Origin of the sequence: Leptotrichia hongkongensis, assembly GCF_041538065.1 — a bacterium.
Lineage (GTDB): Bacteria > Fusobacteriota > Fusobacteriia > Fusobacteriales > Leptotrichiaceae > Leptotrichia > Leptotrichia hongkongensis.
The window spans coordinates 41,335-55,148 of the sequence record NZ_JBGORW010000012.1 but is presented as its reverse complement, the minus strand read 5'-3'; the positions used below and the strand labels follow the sequence as shown (position 1 = coordinate 55,148).

Annotated in this window: 13 protein-coding genes; 3 read left to right on the top strand and 10 right to left on the bottom strand. The window is 29.9% G+C overall.

The features are described 5' to 3' along the window. Positions 1-138: 138 nt before the first annotated feature. Both ACEG17_RS09100 and ACEG17_RS09095 read right to left on the bottom strand, forming a co-directional pair. Positions 139-1,602, bottom strand: a complete 1,464-nt coding sequence (locus ACEG17_RS09100) for an ATP-binding protein (RefSeq protein WP_372583468.1) — start codon at positions 1,600-1,602, stop codon at positions 139-141. Between the two features lie 123 nt (positions 1,603-1,725). Next, the gene (locus tag ACEG17_RS09095; protein WP_372583467.1) at positions 1,726-2,439 is read right to left on the bottom strand and encodes an N-acetylmuramoyl-L-alanine amidase; all 714 of its coding nucleotides are present in this window, start codon (positions 2,437-2,439) and stop codon (positions 1,726-1,728) included. Positions 2,440-2,714: 275 nt separating this feature from the next. On the opposite strand from ACEG17_RS09095, the gene ACEG17_RS09090 reads away from it, so the two are divergent. Next, entirely contained in the window at positions 2,715-4,196 is a 1,482-nt protein-coding gene (locus tag ACEG17_RS09090) for a carbon starvation CstA family protein (protein WP_372583466.1), read from the top strand. Between the two features lie 73 nt (positions 4,197-4,269). On the opposite strand, the gene ACEG17_RS09085 is transcribed toward ACEG17_RS09090, so the two are convergent. Further along, positions 4,270-4,911, bottom strand: coding sequence for a hypothetical protein (locus ACEG17_RS09085; RefSeq protein ID WP_372583465.1), 642 nt, complete (start codon positions 4,909-4,911; stop codon positions 4,270-4,272). Between the two features lie 196 nt (positions 4,912-5,107). Here ACEG17_RS09085 and ACEG17_RS09080 point away from each other — a divergent pair, with 196 nt between their 5' ends. Next, the gene (locus ACEG17_RS09080) at positions 5,108-5,659 is read left to right on the top strand and encodes a phosphatase PAP2 family protein (protein WP_372583464.1); all 552 of its coding nucleotides are present in this window, start codon (positions 5,108-5,110) and stop codon (positions 5,657-5,659) included. 40 nt (positions 5,660-5,699) lie between these two features. Here ACEG17_RS09080 and ACEG17_RS09075 read toward each other — a convergent pair whose 3' ends face one another. From ACEG17_RS09075 to ACEG17_RS09055, 6 genes are all read right to left on the bottom strand, one after another. Next, positions 5,700-7,355, bottom strand: a complete 1,656-nt coding sequence (locus ACEG17_RS09075) for an SEL1-like repeat protein (protein WP_372583463.1) — start codon at positions 7,353-7,355, stop codon at positions 5,700-5,702. A gap of 169 nt (positions 7,356-7,524) precedes the next feature. Continuing rightward, positions 7,525-8,652, bottom strand: coding sequence for a DKNYY domain-containing protein (locus tag ACEG17_RS09070; protein WP_372583462.1), 1,128 nt, complete (start codon positions 8,650-8,652; stop codon positions 7,525-7,527). Between the two features lie 42 nt (positions 8,653-8,694). Continuing rightward, positions 8,695-8,916: a cell filamentation protein Fic gene (locus ACEG17_RS09980; RefSeq protein WP_443674900.1), complete on the bottom strand. Its 222-nt coding sequence runs from the start codon at positions 8,914-8,916 to the stop codon at positions 8,695-8,697. 33 nt (positions 8,917-8,949) lie between these two features. Beyond that, positions 8,950-9,318 (bottom strand): Fic family protein, encoded by a 369-nt coding sequence (locus ACEG17_RS09975; RefSeq protein ID WP_443674899.1) that lies wholly within the window; start codon positions 9,316-9,318, stop codon positions 8,950-8,952. A 29-nt stretch (positions 9,319-9,347) separates the two neighbouring features. After that, on the bottom strand, positions 9,348-10,250 hold the full coding sequence (locus tag ACEG17_RS09060) for a regulator (RefSeq protein ID WP_372583461.1): 903 nt from the start codon (positions 10,248-10,250) through the stop codon (positions 9,348-9,350). Between the two features lie 84 nt (positions 10,251-10,334). Next, on the bottom strand, positions 10,335-12,266 hold the full coding sequence (locus tag ACEG17_RS09055) for an ABC-F family ATP-binding cassette domain-containing protein (protein ID WP_372583460.1): 1,932 nt from the start codon (positions 12,264-12,266) through the stop codon (positions 10,335-10,337). A gap of 181 nt (positions 12,267-12,447) precedes the next feature. Between ACEG17_RS09055 and ACEG17_RS09050 the strand changes: the two genes are divergently transcribed. Further along, entirely contained in the window at positions 12,448-12,606 is a 159-nt protein-coding gene (locus ACEG17_RS09050; protein ID WP_372583459.1) for an antifreeze protein, read from the top strand. Positions 12,607-12,676: 70 nt separating this feature from the next. Here ACEG17_RS09050 and ACEG17_RS09045 read toward each other — a convergent pair whose 3' ends face one another. Next, on the bottom strand, positions 12,677-13,648 hold the full coding sequence (locus ACEG17_RS09045; protein WP_372583458.1) for a transposase: 972 nt from the start codon (positions 13,646-13,648) through the stop codon (positions 12,677-12,679). Positions 13,649-13,814: the final 166 nt, after the last annotated feature.

Genomic DNA, 13,814 nt, shown 5'->3' with positions numbered 1-13,814 from the left:
ATGAAAGGTTTCTCCTTAATGTGGTTTGGTAGATTTACATTATATCAGAAACCTTTCTTTTTTTGTATATGCTTGTCACATATGTATTATCTCACAACATATAAAAGATTTTTATTCAATAATTTTTCGAAGAAGTTTTTATTTTAAAAAATATTTTAAATTTTCTTCCTGAATTTCCCATTTTCCATTCTGGCTTGTTCCTTCATATCTTAAAATATTCTTTTGCTTAAATTTTTTCATGTAATATTTTACTTTATTTACTGTCCAGTTTAGATTATCAGCTATCTGTTTTTGAGACATTTCAGGATTATTTATTATTGTGTTTATTATAGTTTTATCTGTTTCTGTAAGATTTTTTATATCTAATTTTTCTTTTTCAGAAATATCTTGGGTAGTGTTGATTCTATTTTGGGTACTACCTTGGGTACTTTGGGTAGTATTATAGCTTTTTCTGTAAATATTAACTCTAAAATCATTTTCAAAAGCGATAAATTCAGGCTCTTGCAATCCATATTCTCTTATTTCATCCATAATTCTAGGAATACCACTTCCCCATTTCTCAATAATATTTACATAAGCAAAAACTGAGGCGATTGCACGGTTACGAAGTTTGGAATATCCCTCTTTCATTCTTTTTACATTTACTCCTGAAAGCAACATTCCTGGCGAAGTAATTTCTAACCTGTTATCATAAAGTGCAACTTGAATATCGTTTGGCTCAAGATAGCTTCGATGAATTACAGCATTTGCAATTACCTCCCTTATTGATTTAGGTGGGATTTCATATTTATCAACTCTGTAAATTCCAACAATATCTGAACCCAAATTTATTTTTTCAAGCACATATTGATACGCTTTTTCCAGCTGCATAATAATTGAGCCTTCAAATTCCTTCTTATCAACAAATATGCTTCTAGTTTCTCCTTTAAACACACCACATTGTATCTTTCGTGAAACTTCCCAATTTTCCTTGCCAGATAGTAAAATATAGGCATTTGTCGGAAAAATTCTACCATTTTTTTCTTCCAGAACTTTCCAGCTTAACAAAGTATTTCTAGTAACTTTTCTTATTTCTGTATCATTTTCAGAATTTTTCCTTGCCAATTTCTCCAGCCATTCACAAAATTTTTCAATTTCTTCATCGCTAACACTTTCCCCATGGCAAACTTGCTGATCAAAATACTTGTTTTCCCCTTCTAAAACTAATTCCTTCAAAACATAATCTTCTTCGATAATTCTAGTTGTAGCGCCACTTCTAATATAAGTTCCTTTCTGCATCCCTTTTGACTTCAAATAATAAGGCTTTTTCTTACCTCCTTCAATTTCCACAAGGATAACGGTCTTATTTTCAAGCGTATGCAAACTTATATCTGGCACAATCATTGGATAACAGCTATCTGAAATCGCATTAATTATTCCATCCATAACTTCAAACTCATTTTCAACTCCAACAATTTCTCTATTATCTTTTACTCCAAAAACTATTTTTCCACCATTTCCATTTGCAAATGCTACAACTGTTTTTATATAGGTATTAGTTTTAGCATTTTCCTTAAATTCAGTCTTTTCGCTTTCCCCTTTCAATATTTCCTCAATTAACATTTGAAGTCTCTCCTTTAATTTTTTATTTTTGTTCTATTATACAATATAAATTTATCCTTTTCAATTAAAAAAAATAAAGTACCTATCCAAATTTCTTCAAAGCACTTTATTTAAAATTTTAAATTATTTTTCTCTTAAATATTTTTCAATACCATTTACCATTCCTGTTACCATCTTTTCCTGATATTCTGGTGTTGACATTTTTCTGTCTTCTTCTGGATTTGACATAAATCCAAATTCAATCAAGGTGTTTGTAACTTTTGACCAGTTTGTTCCTGTCAAGTCATCTCTGTATGAAACTCCGCGATTTTTAGCCCCTGTTGCCTTTACATATTCTGATAATATGTCACGTGAGAATTTGTCGCTTGATTTTTGAACACTTTTTGTGTATGGATTTTTTGATGAAGATGTTAGTACTGAAGCCCCTTGTGTTGAGGAATTATTAATTCCGTCAGCATGAAGTCTTATGTATAATGAACATCCTGCGTTATTTGTCTTGATTGCACGTTCTTTATTACTAATGTTGACATCATGAGTCTCTCGTACCATGAACACTTTATACCCTTTATTTTGCAACGCATCTCTTAATTTTAGCCCAACTTCAAGTGTAAGCTCGTATTCATATTTTTTGGTTGCCACTCCTCTTGTTCCGGATGATACTTTGGGCTTTTTCTTAGTTGAACCAGGCCCAATTTCTTCAAGTCCTGAATTTCCCTTAAGCTGATGCCCTGGATCGATACAGATTAACTCATTGCTTTTTTCAGCCGCATTCAATGGAAATGCCATCATCAATCCTGTTATTGCCAAACACAATATTTTTTTTATTCCTTTTTTCATTATTTTTCCTCCTAAATTTTATTTTAAAATCTAAAATATCAGTATATTTATGTCTAACCTCTAACTCTCCTTTTTAATTTTACTTTTAAAGTTCTCCATCATTTTAGTCTACCACATATCAATAAAATTGACAACAACTTTTTTTAAATTTATGTTAATTTTTTAAAAAATACACTTGTTTTTTTGCAAAATCAGGCTATCATATTAGTAGAATGATTTTAAAAATTTTTATATGATAAATAAATGAATATTTAAAATTATAGGAGGTTTTTATTATGATTTCTTTTATTTTGGCAATTGTCGCACTTATTTTAGGTTACGCATTTTACAGCAAGTTTGTAGAAAAAGTTTTCGGAATAGAACCTGACAGAACTCCACCTTCAATCGAATATTACGATGGTGTCGACTATGTAGAAGTTAGCACTCCAAAAGCGTTTTTGATTCAATTTCTGAATATTGCTGGAACAGGTCCAATTTTTGGAGCTATTGCAGGTGCTTTATGGGGTCCAGCTGCATTTTTATGGATTGTCTTTGGATGTATTTTTGGAGGAGCTGTTCATGATTTCTTGATTGGTATGCTTTCACTTAGGGATAAGGGAAGCAGTATTGGTGAACTTGTGGGACAAAATTTAGGCGTTGTGATGCAGCAAATTATGAGAGTTTTCTCAATTGTTTTACTTCTTTTAGTTGGAGTAGTATTTATAAAATCACCTGCTGATATCCTTCACAATCTGATTCCAGGCGTGAGTGCCATGACTTTTACAATCGTTATCATTGCTTATTATATCTTGGCTACAATTCTTCCACTTGATAAAATCATTGCTAAAATTTATCCAATTTTTGGTTTTGCGTTGCTGTTTATGGCGATTGGTATTGGAGGAATGTTAATTTATGGACAATTTACAGGTGCTTTTGCAATTCCCGAAATTACTGAAATTTTTAAAGGAAATCCACATCCTAAAGGAGTATCAATGTTCCCTTACTTGTTTATCTCAATTGCCTGCGGTGCTGTAAGCGGTTTCCATGCTACTCAGTCTCCAATGGTTGCACGTTGCATAAAAAACGAAACTGAAGGAAGAAAAGTATTTTATGGTGCAATGATTGCAGAAGGTGTTGTTGCATTAGTTTGGGCTGCTGCTGCAATGACAGTATTTGGTGGAATTAAAGAACTTGCCGCTGCTGGAACTCCTGCAGTTGTTGTAAATAAAGCATCTGTTCAATTGCTTGGTGTATTTGGAGCATTTCTGGCTGTGCTTGGTGTTGTTGCCTGCCCAATTACGTCAGGAGATACTGCCTTTAGAGGCTCAAGATTAATTATTGCTGATATTTTCAAAATTAAACAAGCTCCAATAAAAAATAGATTTTTAATCGCAATACCTTTATTTGTTGTTGGTATTTATTTAACAACTATTGATTTTAACATTATCTGGAGATATTTTGCGTGGGCAAATCAAACTTTGGCAGCAGTTTCATTATGGACTGCGACAGTATGGCTTGTTAAGAAAGAAAAACCATTCTTATTCGCATTAATTCCTTCAATGTTTATGACAATGGTTGTTACAACTTACATCATAATTGCTCCAGAAGGATTTGTAAGATTTTTCAAGAATGTGCCTGTTCACACTATTGAATTTTACGGAATATTAATCGCAAGTGTAGTTACAATTATCTGTACAGCATTATTATTTAACTATAAACATCATTTGCATGGAAAATCTCATCACGCTGGACATTTACACATTGCAAAAAATAATTAAATAAACAAAAAAAATACAGTCAAACAAGGTTTTATTCAGAATTCTTTGCTTGACTGTTTTTTTATATTCTCTATTATTTCAAGGGATTCCAGCTTCTTTCAACGTTTTTTTGCATTTCATTTACATTTTGAGGCGAGCCTTCAACACTTATTAAATAAATCTTTCCATTATATCCAATATAGTTACTTATCCAGCTCTTTCCAGAGATTCTTTTAACTTTTACCTGTTTACCTTTATATCCATTTATTATAATACTTCTCATTTCAAGATTATCTCTTGTATGCCCAGCATTCAAAAGTCCATTATATTGGTTTTTTGCCACTTCATCTAATAAATCTATCAAATTATTATTTTTATTATTTAAATAAATTATATCAAGCGTGTAAATATCAAATCCATCTCTTGTGATTTGCATAGTTGTTTTACCCGAATCTGCGTCTACAAACATTTTCCATCCTCTCGGAAAATCAATAAATCCTACAGTTTTATTTCCAAATCTGCCATTTTTCAAACTTTCTTGCGATTTTTCAAAAAGTTCTGATTTTTGTTTTTTCATCTCATTTAATTTTTTCTTTCCAGTTTCAGTTGTTATATCTGTTACGCAAGTCAGTTCACCCTTCGGAATATAACATCCTTTTTTGCTATTTGTTGCAGCATTTGAATTAATCACAATTCCAAAATTTATTAGCCAAATTATTAAATTTATTTTTTTCATTTCAATACCTTCTTTCTTATTAAAAAATATAGTAATTTTAGTATAAAACAAAAGTAGAAAGTCAGACTGTATTTATAAAAACTCATTACTTTTATATATTTATTTCCGTTTTTAAGCGGATTGAGTATAATTCCTACTTTATTTTTCAAGCTTTTTAATATATAATATCTGTAAAATAAATTATTTAGGAGAAAAAATGTTAAACTTTATACAAAATATTGATATTTTTATTATTAAACAATTTTACAATTTTCAGCACAGCTTAAATTCTAAGCTACTAAGCAGTATACTGATATTTTTTACCAACTTAGGAAATCACGGATTAGTATGGATTGCAATAACATTATTTCTGCTTTCTAGCAAAAAATATCGAAAAATCGGATATTTAGCCATAATTTCATTGATTATAAATGCAATTATTGTAAATGTCATTTTGAAAAACCTTACACATAGAGCAAGGCCCTTTACAGAAATATCTGACATTATTCTTTTAGTCAAAGCCCCAAAGGATTTTTCTTTTCCTTCAGGACATACCTCAGCATCTTTTACAATGGTATATATTTTTTACAAACATTTAAAAAAATATTTTCCAGCTGTACTGATAACAAGCATTATTATTGCCTTTTCAAGGCTATACTTAACTATGCATTTTCCAAGTGATGTTTTGGCTGGATTGCTTATTGGATTGTTTGCAGGGTTTTTGGGGGAGAAAATTTTTAATAAGAAAAATAATTTGATGAAAAGTTAGGATTTCCTAGCTTTTTTTTATAAAAATTTATTTTTCATAATTAATACTCCGAACATTTTATAATCAGTTGCAGTATAAAAATTATAATTCCAAATATCATCCAAAGATTTGATTTTTTTCTTTCATAAGTTTCTTCCTTTATATTTCTGCCTTTAGAATTTTTTTCTATAAAATATATCAAATCGTTATCGTATTCAATTTCATAATTTTTTTCTGAAATTTTATCGCCCGCATATTCTCCCATTTCTTCCAGAAAATTCTGTGCATCTCTTATTGTTTCTCTCCCAAGTTCGATCAATCCTGTTTCATTTAATACTTTAAATGCCCATTCCTTTGATTTGTTCCCATTTTCCTGTCTATTAGTGTAATATATCATATCACTAATTGCAGGAGCATATTTCATATTAGCCGCTTTTTCATATAGCGTGTATATTTCCTCTTCACTTTTTCCAAATTCCCTACTGCATTCATAAAGTATCCCAAGTTTATAAATAGATTTTGCATCTTCCATTTCCTGTCCAATTTTATACCATTTTTCAGCTTCTTTCTCATTTTCTTCAACTATATCAAAATATTTCCCCAGTTCATAAGTCGCTTCTTTCACTCCTAAAGAATAAGCCTTTTCATACATATCTTTGGCTTTTTCTCCATTGCCTGCAACATAATATGATTTTGCAAGCGACAAATATCCTCTTTCATTATATTGTGCCGCTTCAAGAAACAGTTTTTGAGCATTTCCCTTATCTTTCTTTTCCAAAAGTTCATTTCCCTGATTAATCAATTCCACGTATTTTCTGTCTTTTTCATTTCCGAGCATAAATTCAATATTCTTGATTATTTCAGAATTCAATCCCATAATTTGCTTTTCATTTAACAATTTTTCCTGCCATTCTAGTATTTTTTCTCTTTTATTCTGCTTAAAGTAAATTCTTACAAGATTGTATATTAATTCAGCATTTTTTGTATCAGCAATTTTTAGATAAATACTTTCTGCTTCTTCATAATCCTTCTTTTCTTCAGCAATTTTTCCTAGCCTAATTATCGAATTAATTTCGCCATTTTCCGCACCTGCTACATACCAGCCTTTTGCAATTTCATAATTTCCCGATTCTTCTTCAATCAACCCTATGTAATACATAGCCTCCTTTATTCCTGAATTGTATGCCAAATTTAATGCGTTTACAGCACTTTGGTTATCTTTCTCGCAATAATAGTAATACTTTCCAAGCTCGTAATTTGCTCTTTGGCTGAATTTCAAGGATTCAGCTATTTTATCCCTTGCTTCTCCAAAAAATCCTGACATTATAAATATATTCGCTGTTCTAATATTTTCTTGATATTCCTCGCTTTCCTTTTTATCATATTCTATAAAATCTTTCCCATAATCTTCTGTAACAATATCATCCAATGAAACTATCTTCACGCCAAATTTATCTACATTCGATGTCTTTTCATTTTGTTTAGGCTCACTTTCCGAAGAAATTCTATTTTCATCATAAGCACTTTCACTAAAACTTGCTCTTTCTTCAGCTTCATATTTTTGAATTTCACGAACTTTTCTTTTTCTTTTTTTCCTTTCCTGCATTTCTCTCGAAAAGTCATCAAATTCATCCATTTTTTTACGATTTCTAAAGTTCATTATTATCAAAATTACAATTCCAATAACTGCGATTAATACCGATATTAATATTTCCATATTTTATCTTCTACTCCTGCACTCACTGTTATATTTACGATTTTATCCATTATCTTAAACATTATCAATTCAGAATCTATTTTTATCATTCAATGTAAATATGTCCAATATAACACTCATTATTTTTTTAGTTTGTCGCAATATATTATACAATCTATGTTATATTTTTCTAAAACTTATTTTTATCTTTTATCCGACAATATTCATCGTATTCATGATTTTTATCTTTTATTTTCACAATTTCTTCTCTATTTTCATCTTTTTCTTTAAAAATTCTAAATGTTTTATAATCCGCACCTTCTAATATTCTACCCTTACAATAAATATTCTTTCTGTCCTTTGCATAAGATGTATAGTCTTCTCCAACTTTAATCAAATTAAATGACTTTCTATCTGCCTCCATTTTTATTGGCATCATATATTCCAAATTTGGATACAAAAAATAAATATTGCTTTTATCCCTTGCATAGCCGTTCCCGATAACTTCAAATGTATTTGCATCTGCCTTTTCAAATTTTATAAATTTATTATCTTTAAAGAAATATACATTATTTTTGTCTTTTATAAGTTTATCCTCCAAAGGCTTAAAAGTTTTTACATCTACTTGCTTTAATTCTTCAAGTTTAAAATCCTCTTCAGAATATGGATTAGATTTCATAAAATATAGTTTCCCGTCATTTTCGACAAATATTTTATCATAATCTGAATTATCTATAATAACTTTAAAATTTTTAGGAACTATTCCTTTTATTTCTGGCATACCAAGAAAAAATGATTGACAATAATCACCTGAATAACTACAAAATCCACCAGATAGTCTAACAAAATAAACTTTATTTTTATCTTTCACAAAATTTCCAGATACTTCTTTAAAAGTTTCATAATCTACATCTTGTATTCCAAAAAAAGATTCACCACCGAGTCCATACACAGCATATATTTTTTTATTATACTTAAAAAAATAAAAATATCTGTCTTTTTCTCTGCTAGGAATTAACTCAATCTTTTTAACATCATATTTTATTTCTTTTTGTTCTTCTTTTCTTTCTTTTGAAAAAACACCAATAAAATCTTTTGAATTCCTAACATATGGCGAAATTGTCCTATATCCTCTAAAATATACATTCTGACTATCTGCCGCAATTTTATCATTTAAAATCCTAAAACTCTTCATATCCTCAACCCAAACTTCTTTCCCATTATAGAAAACTTTCCCGTCTTTCACAACATATTCTGAAAATGATAAATTCCCAATTAAAAATAATAGCATTAATATTTTCAATAACTGCTTTTTCATTCAAACCTCCTTTTACAAATCAGTATAATTTCAAACATTTACTCATATATTTATCACATCATATTTTCTCATATTTTCATATTCATAAGACTGATTAATCCCTTTCATGAATATATCTCTGCTTTCCACATCTTCCGTCAAATTCTCCTTCAAAAGAAATTTCAATTCCAAATCATTAACCACACTTCTTTTTATCGCTGATAAATAGTCATTTCTATTAATATTTTGCCAATTCACACACATTCCAAGCCTTTTTATCAACATCTGATCTAGCCAAATCCTAGTCGTTCTCCCATTTCAATCATAAAACGGATGCATTATATTCATTTCAATATATTTTTCAATTATTTCCTCAAAAGTATTTTCAGGCATTTTAGAAACTGTCTTTAAATTATCTTCAAGATACATCGCACGACAAAACACTGTATCGCCTTTTCGAATATCGTGTTCCCGTATTTTTCCTCCAGTTCCATAACATTCCTGAAACAAATACCAATGTATTTTCTTCAAGCCTTCAAAAGTTCCCACTTGAATATTTTTTAATATTCCATTATCAAATAATTCTTTTGCCCTTTTTTTACTCAAAAATTCTTCATCATCTTGTGAAACTAGCCTTTTTAAGATTTTGTTACTTTCGTTTTCCCAGCTGTATTTATTGTTTGCCATTTGTTTTTCCTGCTTTCATAAAATTATTCTTATTTTTGAAAAACCATTGAATTATACAATGCCTCAAATAAAGGAAGTTTTACTACCGCTGTTGCCCTTTCAGAAAAAATTATTTCATCTTCTCTTGTTTTTATTTCTAACATTCCTCCAAAATTTCTAGAAACTTTTATTGGCTGTAGTCTATTCCACGGATAAATTGCACCATCTACAACTAATCCTTCTTTTTTTATTATCAACTTATTATTTGGGGTTTCAAAAACTTTACGAGCCTCATTTTGAAGTCTGTCAAGAGGCACAACTTTATCTCTCATAGCTCGATAAACTCTATCTCTACGCTTTCCAAGAAAATCTCTTTTACGGTAATCAGCTTTTATATCTTCTTCTGAACGTACACCAAAAACTTCTTCCCCACCTGAATTTATAATTTCTTTGGAAACAGGGATTCTGTCAAGCAGATGATTTTTTAGAAGACTTTGTATAGTTTGTGATGGAAAAGCTATTTCAGATATTGTTCTCCAGTAGTTCTTATTATTTCTATAAGCCAGGAAATCCCCTGAATATGTTGTTATTATAAAATATCCCAAAGATTTATAATCTATATCTTCATTTTCAACATTTGTAACAAAAGTATTTTCCTTCAATTCCACAGTTCTTATCCCATTAAACAATATTGTCATCAATATCGAAAAACAGCAAAATACCGAAATTATCACACCAAGCATCGCCACTTGAAAAAAAGGCATCAAAATCCCACAAATTCCACCAATAATAACCCATTTTATTAAATTTCTATACGTAACTGTGCTAAATTTTATAAACACTTTCTGACTGTCTGAAATATCCACACAGTTTACTATTTTTTCTTCTTTCCTCCCTAATTCTGATTGCTCTCTTATTCTTTCCGTTTCTACGTAGCTTTTTTCATCTTTCATAATTTTTATCCTCCTACGTTTTTTGTATTTTTATTTAAACATTATTTTTTATTATTTTTAAATTTTTCCAAATGAATTTAAATCCTACTCCAAACTCTCCAACTCCCCACTCTTCACATCCCATTCTTCCATCTTCTCCATCTCTTCTTCTTCCAACCTATCCAGTTTTTCCTGCACTTCCATCAGTTTTTCAATATTGTTTTCTTTTCCAGCTTTTTCGTATTCGGCGTTCAAGTTTTCTCTCATTTCTGTGATTTTTTCCATTTCCTTTTCCAGTTTTTCAATATCACGTTTCAATTTTGCGATTTTTCTTGACTGTTCCTTCTGCTCCTGATATGAAAGTTTTTTCTCTTCCTTCGTTTCTAGGTCTGTTCCTTGAGAAGCTGATTTTGCTGTTTTTAGGCTTTCTTTGTAGTCTTCGTAATTTCCTTTGAATTTTGTCAGTCCGTTTTCATCAAGGCAATAAATTGTATTGCAGACTGTGTCTAAAAAGTGTCTGTTGTGGGAAACAACAAGCATTGTTCCGTCAAAATCCTCCAAAGCGTCCTCCAGCACTTCGATGGAATAAACATCCAGATGGTTTGTCGGCTCATCCAGAATCAAAAAGTTGGCTTTTTCCATATAAAGTTTCAAAAATGCCACACGGACTCTTTCTCCACCGCTTAACATGCTAATTTTTTTCTGTACATCATCTCCTGAAAACAAAAATCCACCTGCGAGTGTTCGCAAATATTCTTCTGTCAAGTCAAGTGAATTGTTTATTTCCTGTAAAATCGTATTTTCTTGCGAAAATTCCTGATGATTCTGATCATAATATCCGATTTTTAGCCTTGTTCCAAACTCAATTTCCCCTGTATCTTTCGGCAATTTATCCAAAAGTATTTTTAGAAGTGTAGATTTCCCAATCCCATTTTTTCCAATAATTCCAACTCTTTCTCCACGAAAAAGCTCAAAATTTATATTATTCAAAACTTTTTTCCCATCAAAGCTTTTAGACAAATTTCTAACTTTCAACACATTTTCCCCGCTCATTTTAACCGCTTCAAATTTTAGCCTCATTCTTTGTGGATTAAATATAGGATCTTCCATTCTCTCGATTCTATCCAGTATTTTTTGCCGTCCTTTCGCTTGTCTTGCCTTTATTCCAGCCCGAAATCTGTCAATATATTCCTCCATTTTCTTAATTTTTTCCTGCTCCTTCTCATACCGCTTGATTTCCCCCTTCAAAATCATCTCTTTTTGAAGAATAAACGATGAAAAGTTGCCATCATACTTATGTAATTTTTTATTTTCCAACTCAAAAATTTTCGTACAGACATTATCCAAAAATATTCTATCGTGAGAAACAAGCAAAAACGCCTTATTATACTTTTTCAAATAATCCTCAAGCCACTCAATCGAAATCAAGTCCAGATGGTTTGTCGGCTCGTCCAGAATCAGCAAGTCAGGTTCAGACAAAAGCAGTTTTGCAAGCGAAACACGTGTTCTTTCCCCACCGCTCAAATCCTGTAATAACAAATTCTCGTATTCCCCAGTAAGCTCAAGCCCTGTAAGCACCTGTTTAATTTTGTATTCAATCTCATAACCATTTTTTGCCTCATAAATAGAAGAAAGTTCAGCAGACTTGTTAATCAGCTTTTCCATTTCATCCTCATTTGCTGTTCCCATAAGCATATTAACCTTCTGAATCTCGTCCCAAATTTTTCTCTCTTCCTCAAAAATAGTCATCATTTCCTCGTAAATCGTATTTTTTTCATCCGAAAACTCCGTATTCTGTGACAAATACCCAATTTTTGTAGCCCCACTTTTCACAATTTCCCCAAACTCATTAAGATTATTCTCATTTCCATCAATCCGCTCTTCCCCCAAAAGCATCCTGATAATTGTAGACTTTCCAGCCCCATTTACCCCCACAAGCCCAATCTTATCCTTCTCTTCAATCGTAAAATTAACATCTCTCAAAATATATTCCCCTGCAAATTGCTTATATACCTTGTTAAACTGAACTAAACTCATTAAATTTCCTTTCCTTTTCTCCATTATTTATCAAATTATTTTTATTTAAATTTATTTTTTAGATTATATCACTTTTGGTATTTGTTTACAATGTTTGTGAAATTTTATAAAAACTTGAAATAAAAGAAACATTCAGGTATAATATTAATAAAAAGTAAATACAAAGTTAAGGAGATAGAAAATGAAAAAATTTATATTTTTAGCAATTATTTTATTGTTTGTAAGCAGTTGCGGAGTAATCCAAAGAGCAAATATGAGAAGAGCAATAAGAAATAGTGGCGGTTCGTGTGAATACGTACAAGGTGTTGGAGAAATCTGTGCAGTGCCTATAAGACAATAAATTCTACTGAATACTATAAAAATAAAAAAGGCTTCTATTCAATCAAGAACAGAGCCTTTTTTCATAAATTTTACTCCTCAATTCCTAAAACTTTACAATTTCTCACAAATAAAAACGAAATATCTTCAATCATTATCTCAGATTTAGCAACAAAAATTCCAGTCATTTTATCTATTTCTTTTAAAATTATTTTCTTGTTATCAAATCTTTCAATTATCCCAAATTTTTCAGAATATGATTTCTCATGCTCAAAATGCACTAATATTTTATTTTCAAAGCATTTTTTCAAAACTTCTTCTATTTTCATTTTTACAATATTTTGAAAAATTTCTTCTAAATTTATCTCTTTTGTTTCTATTAAATTTATTCTATCATTAATTTCTTCAATATCAGACATTTTTAATATTGTAAATTTATAATCGCCAAAAAATAAATCCTTTTCATAAATCAAAATATAATTATCATCTTGAAAGATAATATCACCTAAAACATCATCTAAATCGTAAACTTTTATTAATTTATTTTTTTTAATTTCGCTATCTTCTACAACAATATCTTTTATAACGTTTTTTCCTGTTCTTATAATTTTTACTCCATATTTTCTTATAATTTCTTCTTCGTCTTCATTTTCTTCATCACAAAAATGAAACCAAAAAAACTCATCTGAATTTTTAATTAAATAGCCATTATTATTCCAATCTCTATCATAAGAAATTTGTAATCTTATTTTATTTTTTACAAAATACTCAAATAAATGTTTAAAAAAACTATCTTTTCTTAAAATAACCGTTTTTCCCTCATTGGAAAGTCTCTCTTTTATATTTCCCTTCATTAATTCTAAATACCATTTTTTTCTTCCTAATTTTTTCAATTCTTCATTTTTTAAAAATTTGTATCCTTCATACTTTCCGTAAGGGTTAATTGATGTGAAAATATGAAATTTACTACTATTTCCAATATAATTCCCAACAGAAAATCTATCTCCTAAACGTGAATACTCCAGCAACTCATCTTTCCCAATTTTCTCTAAAATCTTTTTCATAAAATTCTCCTATTCTACAAAACTTTTACTCAGTTGTAAAAGTCTAAAAATCACGATAAACACAATATTTTTTAATGTTTGATTTTTTCTACACTCTTTGACAAGGGGTCTTGACTCCTTGCTATACTATTCAATTTCTGTAACTTTTTACTCTTATAACTGGCTA

Excerpts from the sequence above, each read along its gene's own strand:
- ACEG17_RS09060 (WP_372583461.1), bottom strand. The coding sequence starts at position 10,250 with ATGAAAGATGAAAAAAGCTACGTAGAAACGGAAAGAATAAGAGAGCAA.
- ACEG17_RS09045 (WP_372583458.1), bottom strand. The coding sequence starts at position 13,648 with ATGAAAAAGATTTTAGAGAAAATTGGGAAAGATGAGTTGCTGGAGTAT.
- ACEG17_RS09100 (WP_372583468.1), bottom strand. The coding sequence starts at position 1,602 with ATGTTAATTGAGGAAATATTGAAAGGGGAAAGCGAAAAGACTGAATTT.
- ACEG17_RS09095 (WP_372583467.1), bottom strand. The coding sequence starts at position 2,439 with ATGAAAAAAGGAATAAAAAAAATATTGTGTTTGGCAATAACAGGATTG.
- ACEG17_RS09080 (WP_372583464.1), top strand. The coding sequence starts at position 5,108 with ATGTTAAACTTTATACAAAATATTGATATTTTTATTATTAAACAATTT.
- ACEG17_RS09975 (WP_443674899.1), bottom strand. The coding sequence starts at position 9,318 with ATGGCAAACAATAAATACAGCTGGGAAAACGAAAGTAACAAAATCTTA.
- ACEG17_RS09980 (WP_443674900.1), bottom strand. The coding sequence starts at position 8,916 with ATGTTGATAAAAAGGCTTGGAATGTGTGTGAATTGGCAAAATATTAAT.
- ACEG17_RS09075 (WP_372583463.1), bottom strand. The coding sequence starts at position 7,355 with ATGGAAATATTAATATCGGTATTAATCGCAGTTATTGGAATTGTAATT.
- ACEG17_RS09055 (WP_372583460.1), bottom strand. The coding sequence starts at position 12,266 with ATGAGTTTAGTTCAGTTTAACAAGGTATATAAGCAATTTGCAGGGGAA.
- ACEG17_RS09070 (WP_372583462.1), bottom strand. The coding sequence starts at position 8,652 with ATGAAAAAGCAGTTATTGAAAATATTAATGCTATTATTTTTAATTGGG.
- ACEG17_RS09090 (WP_372583466.1), top strand. The coding sequence starts at position 2,715 with ATGATTTCTTTTATTTTGGCAATTGTCGCACTTATTTTAGGTTACGCA.
- ACEG17_RS09050 (WP_372583459.1), top strand. The coding sequence starts at position 12,448 with ATGAAAAAATTTATATTTTTAGCAATTATTTTATTGTTTGTAAGCAGT.
- ACEG17_RS09085 (WP_372583465.1), bottom strand. The coding sequence starts at position 4,911 with ATGAAAAAAATAAATTTAATAATTTGGCTAATAAATTTTGGAATTGTG.